Annotated in this window: 18 protein-coding genes, 1 tRNA gene and 2 pseudogenes; 19 read left to right on the forward strand and 2 right to left on the reverse strand. The window is 37.4% G+C overall.

The window, feature by feature from the left end:
* Positions 1-23: 23 nt before the first annotated feature.
* The 12 genes and pseudogenes from HMPREF1654_RS09445 to HMPREF1654_RS10275 all read left to right on the forward strand — a co-directional run bounded on the left by HMPREF1654_RS09445 (position 24) and on the right by HMPREF1654_RS10275 (position 9,131).
* Positions 24-97: transfer RNA gene (locus tag HMPREF1654_RS09445), tRNA-Pro, on the forward strand.
* 810 nt (positions 98-907) lie between these two features.
* Complete coding sequence (locus HMPREF1654_RS09455; protein WP_003077956.1) at positions 908-1,756, forward strand: SAM hydrolase/SAM-dependent halogenase family protein; 849 nt, start codon at positions 908-910, stop codon at positions 1,754-1,756.
* A 14-nt stretch (positions 1,757-1,770) separates the two neighbouring features.
* Positions 1,771-2,316, forward strand: a complete 546-nt coding sequence (locus HMPREF1654_RS09460) for an ECF-type riboflavin transporter substrate-binding protein (protein ID WP_003077954.1) — start codon at positions 1,771-1,773, stop codon at positions 2,314-2,316.
* A gap of 144 nt (positions 2,317-2,460) precedes the next feature.
* A complete protein-coding gene (locus HMPREF1654_RS09465) occupies positions 2,461-2,667 on the forward strand; it encodes a hypothetical protein (RefSeq protein WP_003077951.1) in 207 nt (68 codons plus the stop codon).
* On the forward strand, positions 2,651-2,854 hold the full coding sequence (locus tag HMPREF1654_RS09470) for a helix-turn-helix transcriptional regulator (protein ID WP_003077967.1): 204 nt from the start codon (positions 2,651-2,653) through the stop codon (positions 2,852-2,854). The genes HMPREF1654_RS09465 and HMPREF1654_RS09470 overlap by 17 nt, the downstream gene beginning before the upstream one ends.
* Positions 2,851-3,336, forward strand: a complete 486-nt coding sequence (locus HMPREF1654_RS09475; protein WP_003077949.1) for a DUF6773 family protein — start codon at positions 2,851-2,853, stop codon at positions 3,334-3,336. The genes HMPREF1654_RS09470 and HMPREF1654_RS09475 overlap by 4 nt, the downstream gene beginning before the upstream one ends.
* A 13-nt stretch (positions 3,337-3,349) precedes the next feature.
* Entirely contained in the window at positions 3,350-3,829 is a 480-nt protein-coding gene (locus HMPREF1654_RS09480; RefSeq protein WP_003077941.1) for a DUF6773 family protein, read from the forward strand.
* A gap of 399 nt (positions 3,830-4,228) precedes the next feature.
* On the forward strand, positions 4,229-4,990 hold the full coding sequence (locus HMPREF1654_RS09485; RefSeq protein WP_003071811.1) for a nucleoside phosphorylase: 762 nt from the start codon (positions 4,229-4,231) through the stop codon (positions 4,988-4,990).
* 11 nt (positions 4,991-5,001) lie between these two features.
* Complete coding sequence (locus tag HMPREF1654_RS09490; protein WP_003077970.1) at positions 5,002-6,681, forward strand: ABC transporter ATP-binding protein; 1,680 nt, start codon at positions 5,002-5,004, stop codon at positions 6,679-6,681.
* Positions 6,674-7,510, forward strand: coding sequence for an energy-coupling factor transporter transmembrane component T family protein (locus HMPREF1654_RS09495; protein WP_003077947.1), 837 nt, complete (start codon positions 6,674-6,676; stop codon positions 7,508-7,510). Before HMPREF1654_RS09490 ends, HMPREF1654_RS09495 begins: the two co-directional genes overlap by 8 nt.
* Before the next feature lie 32 nt (positions 7,511-7,542).
* Positions 7,543-8,295 carry an SDR family oxidoreductase gene (locus tag HMPREF1654_RS09500; RefSeq protein WP_003071816.1) on the forward strand — a complete coding sequence of 251 codons (753 nt, stop codon included), beginning with the start codon at positions 7,543-7,545 and terminating at the stop codon, positions 8,293-8,295.
* Between the two features lie 53 nt (positions 8,296-8,348).
* Positions 8,349-9,131 (forward strand): annotated as a pseudogene (locus HMPREF1654_RS10275) (glycosyltransferase family 8 protein).
* Between the two features lie 51 nt (positions 9,132-9,182).
* Here HMPREF1654_RS10275 and rsmG read toward each other — a convergent pair.
* On the reverse strand, positions 9,183-9,896 hold the full coding sequence (gene rsmG / locus HMPREF1654_RS09515) for a 16S rRNA (guanine(527)-N(7))-methyltransferase RsmG (protein WP_003077959.1): 714 nt from the start codon (positions 9,894-9,896) through the stop codon (positions 9,183-9,185).
* 147 nt (positions 9,897-10,043) lie between these two features.
* Between rsmG and HMPREF1654_RS09520 the strand changes: the two genes are divergently transcribed.
* Positions 10,044-10,604 (forward strand): LemA family protein, encoded by a 561-nt coding sequence (locus HMPREF1654_RS09520; protein WP_003077961.1) that lies wholly within the window; start codon positions 10,044-10,046, stop codon positions 10,602-10,604.
* A 1-nt stretch (position 10,605) separates the two neighbouring features.
* Positions 10,606-11,502, forward strand: a complete 897-nt coding sequence (htpX, locus tag HMPREF1654_RS09525) for a zinc metalloprotease HtpX (protein WP_003068114.1) — start codon at positions 10,606-10,608, stop codon at positions 11,500-11,502.
* A 102-nt stretch (positions 11,503-11,604) separates the two neighbouring features.
* On the opposite strand, the gene HMPREF1654_RS09530 is transcribed toward htpX, so the two are convergent.
* Positions 11,605-12,831, reverse strand: a complete 1,227-nt coding sequence (locus HMPREF1654_RS09530; RefSeq protein WP_003077939.1) for an MFS transporter — start codon at positions 12,829-12,831, stop codon at positions 11,605-11,607.
* Between the two features lie 187 nt (positions 12,832-13,018).
* Between HMPREF1654_RS09530 and HMPREF1654_RS09535 the strand changes: the two genes are divergently transcribed.
* The 5 genes and pseudogenes from HMPREF1654_RS09535 to HMPREF1654_RS09555 form a co-directional block, all read left to right on the forward strand.
* A complete protein-coding gene (locus HMPREF1654_RS09535; RefSeq protein ID WP_003077972.1) occupies positions 13,019-13,555 on the forward strand; it encodes a YceD family protein in 537 nt (178 codons plus the stop codon).
* 91 nt (positions 13,556-13,646) lie between these two features.
* Complete coding sequence (gndA, locus tag HMPREF1654_RS09540; RefSeq protein WP_003077965.1) at positions 13,647-15,071, forward strand: NADP-dependent phosphogluconate dehydrogenase; 1,425 nt, start codon at positions 13,647-13,649, stop codon at positions 15,069-15,071.
* An 8-nt stretch (positions 15,072-15,079) separates the two neighbouring features.
* Complete coding sequence (locus tag HMPREF1654_RS09545) at positions 15,080-15,769, forward strand: response regulator transcription factor (protein WP_003077963.1); 690 nt, start codon at positions 15,080-15,082, stop codon at positions 15,767-15,769.
* A gap of 306 nt (positions 15,770-16,075) precedes the next feature.
* Positions 16,076-16,525 (forward strand): annotated as a pseudogene (locus tag HMPREF1654_RS09550) (PTS sugar transporter subunit IIA); the annotation flags it as partial.
* Positions 16,526-16,736: 211 nt separating this feature from the next.
* On the forward strand, positions 16,737-18,727 hold a 1,991-nt coding region (locus HMPREF1654_RS09555), incomplete at its 3' end, for a PTS transporter subunit IIBC (protein WP_037591696.1).

The raw sequence follows: 18,727 nt of genomic DNA on the forward strand, positions 1-18,727 counted from the left end.
AGGGCTTCGTTTTTCTACCTATACGGGAAGTAGCTCAGCTTGGTAGAGTACTTGGTTTGGGACCAAGGTGTCGCAGGTTCGAATCCTGTCTTCCCGATATTTGATTTGGTATGAAATGAAGAGATGTATGGCTCAGTGTCAATTGTAGTTGGCAGCCTGGTAACTAAATGGGTGAGTGACCAGATTGGTTTGCTTTTTTTGATGATTAAAGTGATAAAAATTGGCTCTTTATCAACTCTGGTTGATTACAAGAAACTAATATCGAGAAAAGATCATATTGGTCTTTTCTTTTTTTATGTTTAGCGTGATAAAAATACGCTTTTTAAAGTTTAAAAGGTGTGGAGGTGCAGGAGAATTCAGTTTAGTCTTTATTACTAGATAAGATTCTGTTTCACAGACAGACAATAAAGTGATTTATTATGAGCAATTCTGTATCATTCTTAATAGGTCTCATATGATTCTTTCTAATGACGGGTTAGTTACTTTTCGTTATAATTCGTTATATAGTACTTTTGGCATACATTCAAAAAGACTACAACCTTTAAAGTGTTTTTCCGGATTCGGCTACAGATGTTATAGAGCTTAAACTTATTTTCTTCAGATGTTAAAATCTTATATTTATTCAATTTTCGTTAATTTCTTTAGTCATAATTTAAAGCCTGGGAAGACATAGAAGGCGTATGAGGATTAAGCTAGAAATTATTAGAGTTTGATGCTATTAGCATTTTATAATTCATAGTTGTATTAATTTTTAATTGGAATAATATTTCTCGTTAAAAGAGGAGTAGTTAGGGTTTAGTTGAATGGAGCAAATAGCGATAGGTAGTATATATTGATATGATAAAAAATAGATAATGGATAAGAAATGTAATTTATGTTATGATATAAGTGTTATAAAGGAGAGAAGATGCATAATAATTTACTAGTACTGCAATCAGATTTCGGTTTGGTAGATGGGGCTGTATCGGCGATGGTCGGTGTGGCGTTAGAAGAATCTCCAACTTTAAAAATACATCATTTAACTCATGATATTACACCTTACAATATCTTCGAAGGAAGTTATAGATTATTTCAAACAGTCAATTATTGGCCTGAAGGGACAACTTTTGTATCGGTAGTGGATCCAGGCGTTGGTTCTAAGCGAAAAAGTGTGGTGGTTAAAACTATACAAAATCAATACATTGTCACACCAAACAATGGGACTCTTTCTTTTATAAAGAAACATGTGGGAATTGTTGCGATTCGGGAGATTTCGGAAGTGGAAAATCGGAGAAAGAATACGGAACACTCTTATACGTTTCATGGCCGAGATGTTTATGCTTATACTGGGGCAAAATTAGCGAGTGGACATATTACGTTTGAAGAGGTGGGGCCTGAATTAGATATTGAGGATATTGTAGAAATTCCTGTTGTGGAAACGATAATTGAAAATGATTCTGTTCGTGGTGCTATTGATATTTTAGATGTTCGCTTTGGCTCCTTGTGGACTTCTATTACGCGTGAAGAATTTTATACTTTAAAACCAAGATTTAATAATCGATTCGAGGTGACGATTTACAATAATGATATGCTGGTCTATCAGAATCAAGTGACTTATGGGAAATCTTTTGCGGATGTCCGGATTGGTCAGCCAATTTTGTATATCAATTCTCTTTATCGTGTTGGTTTAGCTATTAATCAGGGATCTTTTGCAAAGGCTTATAATGTAGGAGTCGGAGCGCAATGGAGCATTGAAATCAAACGGATTGAAAAATAATATAGGAGGTTGTTATGAAAAATAATTCAATAAGAAGTGTTGTCGCAACGGGGATTGGAGCAGCTCTCTTTGTTGTGATTGGAATGATTAGTATTCCAACACCTGTTCCAAATACTAGTATTCAATTGCAGTATGCTTTGCAAGCCTTGTTTAGTGTAATTTTCGGACCTGTTGTTGGATTTTTGACGGGCTTTGTTGGTCATGCGCTAAAGGATTCATTGCAATATGGGAATCCTTGGTGGTCATGGGTCATTGCCAGTGGTTTGTTTGGTTTGATTGTTGGGCTGTTTCGAAAACGGATTCGTGCTACGCAAGGGATTTTTGAGGTAAAAGATATTATATCCTTTAATGTGATTCAAGTATTAGCTAATGCTATAGTATGGGTTGTTATTGCCCCATTAGGAGATCTTTTGATTTACAATGAGCCTGTCAATAAGGTTTTTGTACAAGGTGTTGTTGCAACGATTTCTAATGGCTTAACTGTTGCTGTTGCAGGAACAGTGCTTTTGCTGGCCTATGCTCGTACACAAACCAAATCGGGAAGTTTGAAAAAGGATTAGTTATATTTGAGGGCTCAGAAAGAATAATCTGAGCTTTTTTATTTTAAATTTTTCTAAGGCCATAAAAAATGTACAAAATGTTATTTATATATTGCATTTTATAAAATATAATGTATAATAGTAGTAAAGAAAGAGTTAAAATTTATGAAAAATGATAAAAAAACAGTCGGAGCGGCTTACATGATATGGCTGTTGCTAGGAGTAACTTTTTTATTAGTAGGATTGAGTCAGAAAAATCGGACGTTCATAGTTCTGGGTTTTAGTAATATAATTTTGGGTTTCACCTTGTACGCGACAAAGAAAAAAAGTGATTTTAGTCAAGAGGATAAAGAGAATGACGAAAAACCTTAAATTAAAAATGGCTCGGGTTGAGCATGATTTGACCCAAGGAGATTTGGCAGACGCGATTGGTGTGACAAGGCAAACGATTGGTCTGATTGAAGCGGGTAAGTATAATCCTAGCCTCGGTTTATGCATTGCAATTTGTAAACGATTGGGTAAAACATTAGATCAATTATTTTGGGAGGAGGAATCATGAAATTCATTAAACGTCAGATTTTGGATGAGCGAGAAGTGCAATTAATCAATAAGGCTGGGACGGAAGCATTTAGTTTGCTGATGATTAGTAATTTTATCTTTTATATTGGAAGTGTCTTTGTCCATTCAGGGGAAATCTATGCGCAGTTATTCTTATTTTCGAGTATGATTGCATTTCTTTACTTTTTGGAGCGTTGTCGACGGCTAGGTGCTAATTATTTTAATAGTTTTACCTTTACTATTTGGGGTGTGATTGCCATGACAGCTTTTGTGACTGTCATGATCCTAGTTCAAAATTTTCAAGTCAATCAGGCTACTTATCAGAACAATCCGTTGCATGCCAAGTTTTTATTGGCTATCCCAATTACATTTTTGCTGTATCTCCCTATCATTCTGGTGTTTAATCTGCTATTAGAAGTTGTTGGAAAATGGCAGAAAGGGCGATTTGAGAAATATTTATCGGAATTAGAAGATGAAGCCTGAGAGGAGGTTTGTCATGAACAAAATAAAGAATTATTTTGATGGCGAAAAAGACGAGCGTATTCGGCAAGGGACATACAAGGCTGAAGCCTATGCGTTTCGAGTTTTACTTGTCATTTTAGGCATTGGAATTGCTATCAAGTTTTTCCTGTTTAACTTTTCAATAAAATCTTATGTGGATGAATTGCTAGCTATTCTGATTAGCGGCGGAATTTACTTCTTTGTGACAAGGAAAGAAAAAATTGTTGAAAAGAAGAAGCTAGGAATACTCATGACTTTATTCCAAGCATTCTGTTTGACAGTTTTGAGTGGTTATTATCACTATCATTTTGGTGTATTGCACTATAAAACTCGTCCGACAAATGATTTCATTCTGTTTCTATTTGGCAGTTTTATCACATATTTGGTTGCGCTAGGAATATTTAATTGGTTTGTAAATACATACAATCAATCTCGTCAACATAAGATTGATAAGGAAATTGAAGATTCCGAATGAGATAGAAGCAAATTGCCTCTATATGTTAGGAGAGGTTGGGTTTTATCCAACCTCTTTTTCTATTTAATAAATGTGAAATGCGTTTTGAGGAATCCGTCTGCCCCTCAGATACAATGACTTAAATTCGATTTACGTCATCCGCCCCTCGGCCAGCGCGAACGAATTTTAGTTCACCCTGTCGACTGAATTGCTAGTGTCAATAACTATTAGTTCACTCGGCCATCTGGGTCGATATAGTTATTCTTTTTTATCAACGATGTTGGGAAATGAGTCTCATTTTGCTGGGAAGGTTCATTTTCATTTCAAAGGGTTCGTAGAAATTCCAAAGGGGTCACAATTGATTTTCATCTTATTTCTTTTGTGCTACAATAGAATGAGTATATATGGAGGAAGCAGTGGATGATTTTAGAGGAATTTGATAACAATCGCAGAGCGATTATCAATCCAGAAGATTTGATTGAGGCATTGCCAGGTTTTCCTGAGACAGTAGTATCTTGTTTTGCTCATGCAACTTTTGAACGCATGTTGGCTGATTTTCAGCATGATCTGTTGACCTCTACCTCTATGGCAAATATTGAGATTCCAATTTACAGGATTGTTGTAAAAGGTACACCGATTGCTCTATTTAATGCACCGGTTGGTGCATCAGCTTGTGTCGCTATTCTGGAAGATTTGATTGCCTTCGGGATGAAAAAATTGGTCTTATTTGGAACATGTGGTGTTTTAGATGAAACTATTAAGGAAACGTCCATCATTGTACCTCAGATGGCTATTCGTGATGAAGGAACTAGTTACCATTATCTGCCAGCTTCTGATGAGATAGAGGTGAATGTTGGCCTGCACGATTTTTTAACATCATTTTTGACTGACAAGGGAATTTCTCATACAGTTGGAAAAGTTTGGACGACAGATGGCATTTATCGAGAGACTGCAGAAAAATTGTATAAGCGTAAAAAAGCAGGAGCCATTTGTGTAGATATGGAATGTTCAGCAGTTGCAGCTCTAGCAAATTTTCGTAAAATCTCGATTTGCCATTTCTTTTATGCAGCGGATCATTTATCAGAAGAGGCTTGGGATATGCGTAATCTTGCAAATCATGCAGATTTAGATGAAAAAGACAAAGTAGCTAACTTGGCAATACAAATTGCCCTTGCTTTATAAAGAAGAATGTGATGGAAAAACCAATTATTCAATTTGAAAATTTTAATTTTCAGTATCAAGTACAGACAGAACCAACATTAAAAAATGTTGATTTGACAATTTATGAAGGAGAAAAGGTCTTGATTGTAGGGCCCTCAGGTTCGGGAAAGTCTACTTTAGGACAATGCTTAAATGGAATTATCCCCAATATTTATCGTGGAGAAATGACAGGAAGTTTATTGATTCAAGGAAAGTCTGTCTTTGATAGGAGCGTCTATGAACTGTCAAATCTCGTGAGTACAGTTTTGCAGGATACAGACGGTCAGTTTATCGGGTTGAGCGTTGCAGAAGATTTAGCATTTGCTTTGGAAAACGACATGGTGGATTTGCCAACGATGAGAGATAGGGTACATTTGTGGGCTGAGAAATTGGAGCTACTGTCGCTCTTACATCAGCGTCCTCAAGATTTGTCTGGTGGGCAGAAACAGCGGGTCAGTTTAGCTGGGGTGTTGATTGATGAAAGTCCGATTTTATTGTTCGATGAGCCTTTGGCAAACCTAGATCCTAAATCAGGGCAGGATACAATTGAGCTGATTGACCAAATTCATGCGGAAGCAGGAACGACGACGATTATCATTGAACATCGTTTGGAAGATGTGCTTTATCGAGCGATTGATCGAATTGTGCTCATCAATGATGGACGAATTTTATTTAATGGTAGTCCAGATGATTTGTTGCATACGGATTTACTGGCTGCCAATGGTATTCGTGAACCTCTTTATCTTACAACGCTGCGCCAGCTTGGCTTTCATGTGAAAGATGCTACACAGTTGGCAACTTTAGATCAGATAGACGTATCTTCTATTCAGTTTTTGGGAGAGTTGGTTCCTATTCAAAAACCACAGGTGCAAGATTACTTGCTAGAATTGAAAAACGTTCAATTTGCTTATGGGGAGAAAAAAGTTTTAAAGGATATTCATCTAGCAATCTCTAGAGGGGAAAAGATTGCTATCGTTGGAAAAAATGGTGCAGGCAAATCCACGTTAGCAAAAGCGCTTTGTCAATTCATTGAAACGGAAGGAAGCTATACTTGGCAGGGGCAAAACATCAAAAATGACTCTATCAAGGAGCGTGCCGAACGAATTGGTTATGTGTTACAAAATCCAAATCAGATGATTTCAACAACCATGATTTTTGATGAAGTTGCCTTGGGATTGAAGCTGCGTGGCGTTGCAGAAGAAGAAATAAAAAAGCGAGTCTTAACTGTACTAAAAACTTGTGGTCTATATGAATTTCGACATTGGCCTATTTCTGCTTTGTCCTTTGGGCAAAAAAAGCGTGTGACCATTGCTTCTATTTTGGTGTTGAATCCAGAAATTATTCTTTTGGATGAGCCAACAGCTGGGCAAGACCAACATAATTATACAGAAATTATGAATTTTTTGGACGAGTTGAATAAAAAAGGCCACACTATTGTGATGATTACACATGATATGCAATTAATGCTGGATTATTCTGAACGTGCGATTGTCATGCTGGATGGACATATCTTAGCAGATAAAGCCCCTGCAGAAGTTCTGACAGATAAGAAGCTGATTCAGGCGGCAAATCTGAAAGAAACATCAATTTTTTCTTTGGCTGAAAAACTAGAAGTAGATCCGCTAGCTTTGACTGAATTTTACATGCGAGAAAGGGAAAAAAGTCATGCTTAATCAACAAAAACTAATCGGTTACCATGCGGGTACGACCTTTCTTCATCGCTTATCGGGTGCTAGTAAATTGCTGTTTTTCATTTTAGTATCAACTGCAGCAATGATTAGCTATGATACACGTTTATTATTGGTCATTGCGGTTGGATCGCTCTTTTTATTCAAAGTGTCTCATATCCATTTTAAGGATGTATCATTTATTTTGATCTTTGCTGGTCTTTTTGCTGCTTTGAATCTCATCATGGTTTACCTGTTTGCACCTCAGTATGGAGTAGAGATTTATGGAGAACAGACAGTTTGGTTAAGTGGACTAGGTAGTTACACTATAACTGCTCAGGAGATATTTTATCTATTTAATTTATTTTTGAAATATCTCTGCACCATCCCTTTGGCGGTTATTTTTCTGATGACGACTCACCCAAGTCAGTTTGCCTCTAGCATGAATCAAATCGGAATACCCTATAAAATAGCTTATTCTGTCAGCTTAACGCTGCGATATATTCCGGATTTGCAAGAGGAGTTTTACTTGATTAGAATGTCCCAAGAAGCGCGTGGATTAGAATTGTCAAAAAAAGCAAAGTTCAGTCAGCGAATCAAAGGCAATTTGCAAATTATTGTTCCCTTGATTTTTAGTTCGCTGGAACGGATTGATACGATTGCGACAGCTATGGAATTGCGGCGTTTTGGCAAAAATAAAAAGCGGACATGGTACACTTATCAGGCTTTTCAGAGGTTGGATATTGAAGTAATTGTACTGGCTGGTTTATTTTTATTATTCAGTCTATTACTCTTTGTCGTGAACCACGGTCGATTTTACAATCCTTGGTTATAAATGAGAATGAAAATACATATAGGAGGAAGAAAATGATTGCATTGGTAACAGGAGCTTCGGCTGGTTTTGGACAAGCTATTTGTCGCCGTTTGGTGACAGAAGGCCATCAAGTGATTGGTGCAGCAAGAAGATCAGAAAAATTAGCGCAACTTCAGCAGGAATTGGGCTTTGCAAACTTTTACCCGCTTCAAATGGATGTGTCAGATACAAAAAATATAGATCAGGCTTTAGAAAGCTTGCCAGAGGCTTGGCGAACGATTGATATTTTGATTAACAATGCAGGTTTAGCATTGGGTTTAGATAAGGCTTATGAAGCAGATATGCAAGATTGGCTGACAATGATTCAGACTAATGTTGTTGGTTTGGTTTATTTAACACGCCAGATTATACCACAAATGGTAGAGCGGGATAGTGGGCTTATTATCAACCTTGGTTCAACTGCTGGGACAGTCCCTTATCCGGGAGCTAATGTGTATGGAGCGAGTAAAGCATTCGTAAAACAGTTTTCTCTAAATTTACGTGCTGATTTGGCTGGACATCATATTCGTGTGACCAATATTGAACCCGGTCTTTGTGAAGGCACAGAATTTTCAACTGTTCGGTTTAAGGGAGATAAGCAACGATCTGAAAAATTGTATGAGGGAGCTCATGCTATTCAGCCGGTAGATATTGCCAATACTGTTGCTTGGATTGTTGGGCAGCCTCCTCATGTCAATATTAACCGAATTGAGCTCATGCCTGTTTCCCAAACATTTGGTCCACAACCCGTTTTTCGAGAAGAATAGATAGATGGGGAATAAAGGATGGAAATAAATCTTTTATTCTCAATTATCACTATATGGTGCCATTTAAAACGACCTTGTATTCAGTGTGTCAGAATACACCGTCAGCCTTGTTGCATGTGTTTGTCTTGCAGAAACAATTGTTAAAAAAGCATGCAGAGATTGAGAGCTTTTGTGAGGCCTTAGAAATCGTCTATGAGCTAGTTGTGATTGGTGAAGGAGCTTTTGAAGATGCCCCAAGTGCTGATCGGTATCCAGAGACAATTTACTATCGTTTGTTGGCTCATGAATATCTCCCTAAGGATTTAGATAAAATTCTATATTTGAACACCGATATTTTATGTTTGAATGATATTTTTCCACTTTATAAAATGGAGTTAGGTGCTGCTTTATATGCTGCAGCTAGTCATGGTTCAGATACTAACATGACAGATTTAGTCAATAAGCTACGCTTATAAAATTTTGAGGCAGAAAGTTACTATAATTCAGGAGTTTTACTCATGAATTTGACAGCAATTTGACAAAAAGTGAATCGTGCTGCTATTTTAGATGATATTGCTCAAAATCGTTTTAAACTTTTTTTACCAGACCAAGATGTACTAAATGCTTTGTACGGGCATTTGACACTCCAGATTCCAGATGAATTATATAATTACGATGTACGCTATAATGTTCTTTATTACGCTAGAAGTAAGGGAGAGTGGGATTTAGATTGGGTTATAAAACATACTGTTTTTCTTAACTTTTGTGGCCGAGATAAGCCTTGGCGGAAAGATTACCACGGCCACTATGCCGCACTTTATAAGCATGTCCAGCATTGTTGTAGAAAAGTGGACTAAATTGGATATAATAAAGAAACCAAGCAGTTTTAAACTGCTTGGTGTTTCGTTTTATAAGGGCCGTTTATTAGGAATTCCTGCTTTGCGAGGGTATTTATTGGGAGTTTCTTTTTTCTTATCAACAATAGTGATATAGCGTGGGTCGCCATTTGGAAGTTGATAGCTACTATTTTCTTTGACTTTGCTGAATAGAAGAGAAAGAGCATTATTAGCCTCCATTAATTCCTCAGGGGCATTAGTAGCTTTGAGTGCTAAAAGACGTCCACCAACTTTAAGAAAAGGAATGGTCAGTTCGGCTAAGATTTGCATACGGGCGACGGCGCGCGCAGTTACAATATCAAATTGGGCGCGGAAGTCTTTATCTTGAGCAAAATCTTCTGCCCGACCATGATAGAAATGAACTTTTTCCAAATCTAATTCGTCAGCCAAATGATTTAAAAATAGAATGCGCTTGTTTAGAGAATCAATAACCGTCACATCTAACGCTGGATAGAGGATTTTCATAGGAAGGCTAGGAAAACCTGCCCCAGCTCCAATATCCAATAGTTTGATATTTTGGTTTTTAATCCGTCCCTGCAAAATTGGTGCAATGGAGTCATAGAAATGCTTGAGATACACTTCTTTTTTTTCAGTGATAGCTGTCAGATTGATTTTTTTATTCCATTCAACGAGCAGTTCAAAATAGCGTTCAAACTGCATCTGTTGTCGGTCCGTGAGTTCAATCTGTTGCTGTTTTAAAAGTTGATAAAATTCTTCGGGTGTCATCATTTGTCCTTACTTGTATCTTCTTGCTTCTATTATACCAGATAATCAGAAGAGAATCTTTAAAATTTCTCTTTTGAAGAAGTCAAAATGTTTATTATTTTCATTTTTCTGGTATAATATCTATAATAAATTAAAAGGAGAATGACTATGTGGATAATTATTTTAGCTATTGTAGTGGTACTAGTGCTGTTTGTAATTGCTAGTTACAATGGTCTTGTCAAAAGTCGTATGCAAACCAAAGAAGCATGGAGTCAGATTGATGTTCAATTGAAACGTCGAAATGACTTGCTACCAAACTTGATTGAAACGGTCAAAGGGTATGCCAAATATGAAGCATCAACGTTTGAAAAAGTAACAGAACTGCGTCGGCAGGTGGCTGCTGCAACAACTCCAGCAGAAGCTATGAAAGCAAGTGATGCCTTGACGCGTCAGATTTCAGGAATTTTTGCTGTTGCAGAAAATTACCCAGAATTGCAAGCAAGTACAAATTTTCTAAGATTGCAAGAAGAATTAACTAATACTGAAAATAAAATTTCGTATTCTCGTCAACTTTATAATAGCGTAACAAGCAATTATAATGTGAAGCTAGAAACATTTCCAAGTAATATTATCGCTGGAATGTTCAGCTTTAAGCCGGCAGATTTCTTGGCTGTTCCAGAGGAAGAAAAATCCGTACCAAAAGTTGATTTTAGTGGTTTAGGAGACTAATATGCTCTTTGATCAAATTGCTAGTAATAAAAGACGAACGTGGGTTCTCTTGATTGCATTTTTTGCTCTCTTAGCGATTATTGGTGCTGCAGTTGGCTATTTGTGGTTCGATTCGATTCTTGGCGGAGTGCTGATTGCCTTTATCATTGGAGGGATTTATGCTTTTAGCATGATTTTTCAGTCTACTGAGGTTGTCATGTCCATGAATGGTGCTCGACAAGTCACGGAAGCTGAGGCTCCTGATCTTTATCATGTGGTAGAAGATATGGCGATGGTAGCTCAAGTTCCTATGCCACGAGTGTATATTGTTGAAGACTCATCACCCAATGCTTTTGCAACAGGCTCAAAACCTGAAAATGCGGCAGTAGCAGCGACAACAGGTCTGTTGAATATGATGAATCGTGAAGAATTGGAAGCTGTTATTGGACACGAAGTGAGTCACATTCGTAATTATGATATTCGAATTTCAACGATTGCAGTAGCGCTTGCTAGTGCGGTAACGATGTTATCAAGCTTGGCAGGGCGTATGATGTGGTTTGGTGGGAGTGGTCGCAGACGTGACAGCCGAGATAATGATAATGGTTTGGGCGTTCTAATGTTGATTTTATCGCTTGTTGCGATTATATTAGCTCCTTTAGCAGCAACGTTGGTCCAATTAGCCATTTCTCGTCAGCGTGAATTTTTAGCGGATGCTTCAAGTGTAGAATTAACTCGCAATCCACAAGGGATGATTAATGCTCTCCTGAAATTAGAAAATAGCGATCCTATGCACCATAAAGTTGATGATGCTAGTGCAGCTCTCTATATTAACGATCCGAAAAAAGAAGGTGGCTTACAAAAATTATTTTACACCCACCCACCGATTTCTGAACGGGTTGATCGTTTAAGAAAAATGTAAAAAGATTGAGATAGATTCCTATGATTGTATTGTAATCATGACTGTCTATCCCGATCTTTTTTGCTATTTTACAATATAAGTGAAAGCAATCTAGCTTTATTCCTATCTCTTTTTTAATGAGAGTAGGAGAGATAGGATACCACATCCTGTAAATACCATCCAAGTGATTTTCATATTCCAAATAGCTAGACTGGTAAAAATCATCGTTCCTAGTGGAATAGAGAACGAAAAGAGCAAACTAAGAAAACTAGAAGTTTGAGCTAAAATATCTGAAGGTAGTTTGCTGAGAAGCAGGTTGTTAATTTTAGGATTGACCTTCCCTGCAATATACATCATAAAGAAAATAACAAGTAATCCTAGAAAAACAGGTAGATGATAGAAATTGATAATCCCTAAAATAGGAATTGTTAGAGAAGCCCAAAGAGCTAATTTATTGATCGATAATTTGCTAAAATAATCATTGGGGGTAAGACTAGCAGAAATAACTCCTAAAATAAACGTCGTTTCAAAGATTAGTAAAGATTGGCTGAAAGAGAGACCAAATAAAGGATGATCCAATAAATACAAATTATAAAGAGCCATAATAGAGCCACCTAGCGCATTAAGGATGAGCACCTGTGATAGTAATTTGAAAAAATTAGTAGAACTATCTTGCTCAAAAATTAATTTGGAACTTTGATACATCTGTTTGAATTGTTGCTTTAGAGGAGTCGTCTTTCCTTGTTCACGTTGAACGATTTCGTGGGTCAAACGGTGACGGACAAAATAGAGTGTTGTAGAAGATAGTAGAAAAGACAGGGCATTGATAAGAGCGACTAGAGTGAAGTTTTGATTGCTAACAGTTAATAGCCAAACACCAAGAGCTTGTCCAGCAAGATTGCATAGATAGGTGAGGAGTTGTGTGAAAGAAAAAGCTTCCATCATATCTACATCAGCAATATTCTTTTTCAAAATAGGCATTTGTAGTCCACTACGATAGTCGCTGATAATATCTGAAAGGATATTGATGAGACAAACGGTTGAAAAGGCAATATAGGTACTAGACTTTGTCAAAATAGCTACCGCGGTAAAGACGAAAGCTTGTACATACCCCATATGAATGAGCCAGCGAGCTTTCTGAATCGTTTTATCCGCTTGCATACCGATAAATATCGTAAAAAATGTTGGAACAAGAACGATAAAATTTGCAATTCCTACAGCAAACTTTGGATGTGGCAGACTAGAAGCAAAAACAACAAAAACAATATTATAAATGGAAGAACCTAGAATATTGAACATGCGTGACAAGCTGATAAAAGCGAATACTTTATTTTTGAAGATGAGTTTCATCATAATCTCCTTTTTATTTGTTGCAATGATTATAGCAGGAACGAGCCTGATTTCAAGGCATTTTCTGTAAGTGGTAATAAAGTATAAGTAAGTGAATGGTATAGTAAAGTAACTTGCAAGTGAACTTTATGTCTTTTTTCAAAAATGGTATAATAAAACTAGAAATCTAAATACAAATGAGGAAATCATGTTACATATTCAAGAAATTCGTAAAAATCCAGATGGTCTTACTTTTGAGCAAGGTTTTGATTTGACACAAGAATTACAAATGCGCAATCCAGAAATTTTGAATGTCGCAGATATTGTTGCAAGTGGAAAGGTGCAGTATGAAGATGGCCTTTACTTTTTAGATTATGATTTGTCTTATACCATTACACTAGCGTCCAGTCGTAGCATGGAACCGGTAGATCAAAAAGAAAACTACTTGGTGAATGAGGTTTTCTCTGATGCACATAGTGGGAAAATGAATCAAGATTTGATAGCTGATGATTTGGTATTGCCGATTGAAAATGAAGTAATCAACCTAGCCGAAAGTGTGGCAGATAATATTTTATTGCATATTCCACTTAAAGTGTTGACGTCCGAGGAGAAAGCGAGTGACTGCATGCCTTCAGGAAATGATTGGCAGGTCATGACTGAAGAAGAGTATCAAAAAAGTAAACAAGCGCAAAAAGAGAAGAATAGTCCGTTCGCCAGTTTGCAAGGCTTATTTGATGAAGAGTGACCCCCTCTTTAACATTGGTTTTTAGCAACAAATCCTTTCTTTTCCTGCTTAAAAATGATAAAATAAAACAAACAAAAAAGAGGAGTGCAAAATGACAAAAGCGAATTTTGGTGTTGTTGGTATGGCTGTTATGGGGCGTAACCTCGCCCTTAATATTGAATCTCGTGGCTATACAGTAGCAATTTACAACCGATCAGCGAATAAAACAGAGGATGTGATTGCATCTCATCCTGAAAAAAACTTTGTTCCAAGTTACGATGTGGAAAGTTTTGTGAATTCTATTGAAAAACCACGTCGGATCATGCTCATGGTTAAAGCTGGGTCAGGGACAGACGCAACGATTCAAGCATTATTACCGTTCCTGGATAAGGGAGATATCTTGATTGACGGTGGAAATACGTTCTATAAAGATACTATTCGTCGTTCAGAAGAATTGGCAAATTCTGGAATCAATTTTATCGGGACAGGAGTATCTGGTGGTGAAAAGGGTGCGCTTGAAGGTCCATCTATCATGCCCGGTGGACAAAAAGAAGCCTATGAATTGGTAGCAGATGTATTGGAAGAAATTTCAGCGAAAGCGCCAGAGGATGGGGCACCATGTGTAACTTATATCGGACCAAATGGTGCAGGTCATTATGTAAAAATGGTCCACAATGGGATTGAGTATGGCGATATGCAACTGATTGCAGAAAGTTATGATTTAATGCAGCACTTGCTTGGATTTTCAGCAGCAGAAATGGCTGAGATCTTTACTGAATGGAATAAGGGTGAGTTGGATAGCTATCTGATTGAAATCACTGCTGATATTTTGACACGTAAAGATGATGAAGGACAAGATGGACCAATTGTTGATTACATTTTGGATGCAGCTGGAAATAAAGGAACAGGAAAATGGACGAGCCAATCAGCTCTTGATTTTGGTGTTCCACTTCCACTTATTACGGAGTCTGTTTTTGCGCGTTATATTTCTGCTTATAAAAAAGAACGTGTTCAGGCTAGCAAGGTTCTTCCAAAACCTACTGCTATTAAATTTGATGGGGACAAGGCTGAATTAATTGAAAAAATTCGCCAGGCTCTATACTTCTCAAAAATCATGTCTTATGCACAAGGTTTTTCACAATTGCGTGTCGCATCTAAAGAGCAGGCTTGGAATCTTCCATTTGGTGAAATTGCTTCTATTTGGCGTGCTGGATGTATCATTCGTGCTCGTTTCTTGCAAAAAATTACAGATGCATATGGCCGTAATGCAGATCTTGCAAACCTACTTCTTGATGAATACTTTATGGATGTTACTGCAAAATATCAACAAGCTGTTCGCGATGTAGTTGCTTTAGCTGTTCAAGCAGGTGTGCCAGTGCCAACTTTCTCTAGTGCGATTGCTTATTTTGATAGCTATCGTGCAGAAAACTTGCCAGCTAATTTGATTCAAGCGCAGCGCGATTACTTTGGCGCGCATACGTATGAACGTAAGGATAAAGAAGGTATTTACCACTATTCTTGGTATGACGAAAAATAGGATAAGCTATGGGGAAGCGGATTTTATTAGTTGAGAATGAAAAAAAATTAGCACAATTTATTAGCTTAGAGTTGCAAAATGAAGGTTATCGAGTGGATCTTTTTGAAACGGGAAAAGATGCTTTAACATCTGCGAGAGCTAATCAATACGATTTATTCCTGTTAAATTTTATGCTTGAAGATATGACAGGAACGGAGTTTGCTGAGCAATTGAGTTTGATAAAGCCTGCTTCAGTCATTATTGTATTGGATAATCGTGATATTATTTTAAAATATACTGAGGAAATCCAACGTTTTGCTGTTAGTTATATGATAGAGCCTTTCATTGTGATGGACTTGGTCGGAAAAATTTCTGCTATTTTTCGTGGGCGTGATTTTATTGATCATCATTGTAGTCAGATGAAAATTTCAACATCTTATCGGAATCTTCGCATTGACGTGCAAAATCATACCGTATATCGAGGGAATGAAATAATTTCTTTGACTAGAAGAGAGTATGATTTGTTAGCAACGCTGATGGGCAGTCATCATGCTTTAAGCCGTGAACAGCTGTTAGAGCGCGTTTGGAAATACGAAGGAGCTGTTGAGACAAATGTTGTTGATGTCTATATTCGTTATCTTCGTAGTAAACTTGATATAGCAGGGCAGAAAAGTTACATCAAAACTGTGCGTGGTGTTGGCTATGCTATGCAAGAATAAGAAATAGAGAGACTTGAACAATCTTGTTCCAGTCTCTTTTTCGATTTGGAATAAAAAAACAGAAAAAAATTAAATTATTTTTCTAGAAACCGCTTTATAAATTTACTAGATCTGCTATAATATGAGATATTAATAATATAAGTACTTTTTAGTATTTGAATTTCTTATAAGGATAAGGAGCTATGAATGATGAAAGATTTCTTCAAAAATTTCTTCAATTTCAAATTTTTACAAAAATCAGAGGAAAATACTTCAAATCAAGAAGTCTCTGTAACAATGGCTGAAGCTGAAACCACAGTTATAGTAGAAAACATTGAGACAGTAGCAGATGGTGAAGTGATTGCGATTACAGATGTCAAAGACCCAGTTTTCTCCCAAAAAATGATGGGAGACGGCTTTGCAGTTGAACCAGAAAATGGCAAGATTTACGCACCAGTATCTGGTACGATTAGCAGCATTTTCCCTACCAAGCACGCTCTCGGTCTTTTGACTGAAAATGGTCTTGAAGTGCTTGTTCATATTGGTCTTGACACGGTCAGCCTGGAAGGTAAACCATTTGAAGTTCATGTAGTAGAGGGGCAAACAGTCTCTGCAGGTGATCTGTTAGTAACGGCAGATTTAGGAGCTATTAAAGAAGCAGGTCGTGAAACATCAACGGTTGTTGTCTTCACAAATGCACAAGCGATTAAATCTGTATCAGTTGAAACATTCGGCAAAGTCGCTGCTAAGACAGTGGTGGCTAAAGTAGAATTGTAGCATGTTAGAAAATATTAAATAAATAGGCTCTTTTGTCAGTATTGTGGTTGGCAAGGAGCCTATTTTTGAGAAAGAAGTTATTAGTCAGAAGATTTTTTAAATATTATATAAAAACGCTTTACAAAATAGAAATATATGATATAATTAAAGAGTCAAATAAATGCAAACGTTTGCGGAAAACGTTTGCAGAAAATTTTATAAGGAGATATGAATGATGAAAGAGACATTCAAAAACATATTCAGTTTCGAATTTTGGCAAAAATTCGGAAAGGCTCTGATGGTCGTTATCGCAGTAATGCCCGCGGCTGGTTTGATGATCAGTATTGGTAAGTCAATTCCAATGATCAATCCAAACGTAGCTGCTCTTGTTACAACAGGCGGTATTCTTGAGCAAATTGGTTGGGGAGTTATCGGAAATCTTCACATTTTGTTTGCATTAGCTATTGGAGGTAGCTGGGCAAAAGAGCGTGCGGGTGGTGCATTCGCAGCCGGACTTTCATTTATTTTAATTAACCGTATTACAGGGGTCTTTTTTGGAGTAACTTCAGACCTTCTTACAAAACAAGGAGCTACTGTAAAAACTGTCTTTGGTGGAACCATTAAGGTGGCTGATTATTTTGTAAGTGTACTTGAAGCTCCTGCCCTTAATATGGGGGTGTTTGTTGGTATCATTGCCGGTTTTGTTGGAGCAACTGCTTACAATAAATATTATAATTACCGTAAATTACCAGACGCGCTTTCATTCTTTAATGGTAAACGGTTTGTGCCATTCGTTGTTATTTTGCGTTCTACAATCGTTGCTTTGATTCTTGCAGTATTTTGGCCAGTTGTTCAAACTGGAATCAACAATTTTGGTATTTGGATTGCTAACTCTCAAAAGACAGCTCCAATTCTCGCACCATTCTTGTTTGGTACTTTAGAACGTCTTCTTTTACCATTCGGACTTCACCATATGTTGACAATTCCAATTAACTATACTCAATTGGGTGGCACATATGAAGTGTTGACAGGTGCTGCTAAAGGGACGACTGTATTTGGTCAAGATCCATTATGGTTGGCTTGGGTAACAGACCTTGTTAATTTAAAAGGTTCACACGCTGACCAATATCAACATCTTCTAAATAGTATCACTCCAGCCCGTTTTAAAGTTGGGCAAATGATTGGTTCATTTGGTATTTTGATGGGGGTTGCCTTTGCAATTTATCGAAATGTAGATGATGACAAGAAACATAAATACAAGGGGATGATGATTGCAACAGGACTTGCAACTTTCTTAACAGGTGTTACAGAACCAATTGAATACATGTTTATGTTTGTTGCAACACCTCTTTATTTGGTATATGCTGTTGTACAAGGTTTAGCATTTGCTATGGCAGATATTGTTCACTTGCGTATGCACTCATTTGGTTCAATCGAATTTCTGACTCGTACTCCAATAGCCATCAATGCTGGTTTGGGTATGGATATTATTAATTTTGTTTGGGTAACAGTGCTCTTTGCAGTTGGAATGTACTTTATTGCCAACTTCATGATTAAGAAATTTAACTACGCAACTCCAGGACGTAACGGAAACTATGAAACAGCTGATGGAGAAGATAGTCCTTCGTCTACCCCAGCTGGTGGCAAAGTAGCAGAAGCATCTCAAGCTGTGAATGTTATCAATCTTCTTGGCGGACGTGCCAACATCGTTGATGTAGATGCCTGTATGACACGTCTTCGTGTGACTGTTAAAGATGCTGACAAAGTTGGTACAGAAGAACAATGGAAAGCTGAAGGAGCAATGGGACTGGTGATGAAAGGTCAAGGAGTTCAAGCGATCTATGGACCAAAAGCTGATGTTTTGAAATCTGATATTCAAGATTTACTTGACTCAGGCGAAGTGATTCCTGAAACTCTGCCAAGCCAAATGACAGCTTCACAAGCTGCCGAAGCGAGCTACAAAGGTGTGACAGAAGAAGTTGAGACGGTAGCAGATGGTGAAGTGATTGCGATTACAGATGTTAAAGACCCAGTTTTCTCCCAAAAAATGATGGGAGACGGCTTTGCAGTTGAACCAGAAAATGGCAAGATTTACGCACCAGTATCCGGTACGATTAGCAGCATTTTTCCTACCAAGCACGCTCTCGGTCTTTTGACTGAAAATGGTCTTGAAGTGCTTGTTCACATCGGTCTTGACACGGTCAGCCTGGAAGGTAAACCATT

The sequence above is a fragment of the Streptococcus intermedius SK54 = ATCC 27335 genome (genome assembly GCF_000413475.1).
Lineage (GTDB): Bacteria > Bacillota > Bacilli > Lactobacillales > Streptococcaceae > Streptococcus > Streptococcus intermedius.

Coding starts and splice junctions, on each gene's coding strand:
- rsmG (WP_003077959.1), bottom strand. CDS start 9,896: ATGACACCCGAAGAATTTTATCAACTTTTAAAACAGCAACAGATTGAA.
- htpX (WP_003068114.1), top strand. CDS start 10,606: ATGCTCTTTGATCAAATTGCTAGTAATAAAAGACGAACGTGGGTTCTC.
- HMPREF1654_RS09465 (WP_003077951.1), top strand. CDS start 2,461: ATGAAAAATGATAAAAAAACAGTCGGAGCGGCTTACATGATATGGCTG.
- HMPREF1654_RS09530 (WP_003077939.1), bottom strand. CDS start 12,831: ATGAAACTCATCTTCAAAAATAAAGTATTCGCTTTTATCAGCTTGTCA.
- gndA (WP_003077965.1), top strand. CDS start 13,647: ATGACAAAAGCGAATTTTGGTGTTGTTGGTATGGCTGTTATGGGGCGT.
- HMPREF1654_RS09535 (WP_003077972.1), top strand. CDS start 13,019: ATGTTACATATTCAAGAAATTCGTAAAAATCCAGATGGTCTTACTTTT.
- HMPREF1654_RS09490 (WP_003077970.1), top strand. CDS start 5,002: ATGGAAAAACCAATTATTCAATTTGAAAATTTTAATTTTCAGTATCAA.
- HMPREF1654_RS09485 (WP_003071811.1), top strand. CDS start 4,229: ATGATTTTAGAGGAATTTGATAACAATCGCAGAGCGATTATCAATCCA.
- HMPREF1654_RS09460 (WP_003077954.1), top strand. CDS start 1,771: ATGAAAAATAATTCAATAAGAAGTGTTGTCGCAACGGGGATTGGAGCA.
- HMPREF1654_RS09475 (WP_003077949.1), top strand. CDS start 2,851: ATGAAATTCATTAAACGTCAGATTTTGGATGAGCGAGAAGTGCAATTA.
- HMPREF1654_RS09520 (WP_003077961.1), top strand. CDS start 10,044: ATGTGGATAATTATTTTAGCTATTGTAGTGGTACTAGTGCTGTTTGTA.
- HMPREF1654_RS09500 (WP_003071816.1), top strand. CDS start 7,543: ATGATTGCATTGGTAACAGGAGCTTCGGCTGGTTTTGGACAAGCTATT.
- HMPREF1654_RS09455 (WP_003077956.1), top strand. CDS start 908: ATGCATAATAATTTACTAGTACTGCAATCAGATTTCGGTTTGGTAGAT.
- HMPREF1654_RS09545 (WP_003077963.1), top strand. CDS start 15,080: ATGGGGAAGCGGATTTTATTAGTTGAGAATGAAAAAAAATTAGCACAA.
- HMPREF1654_RS09470 (WP_003077967.1), top strand. CDS start 2,651: ATGACGAAAAACCTTAAATTAAAAATGGCTCGGGTTGAGCATGATTTG.
- HMPREF1654_RS09480 (WP_003077941.1), top strand. CDS start 3,350: ATGAACAAAATAAAGAATTATTTTGATGGCGAAAAAGACGAGCGTATT.
- HMPREF1654_RS09495 (WP_003077947.1), top strand. CDS start 6,674: ATGCTTAATCAACAAAAACTAATCGGTTACCATGCGGGTACGACCTTT.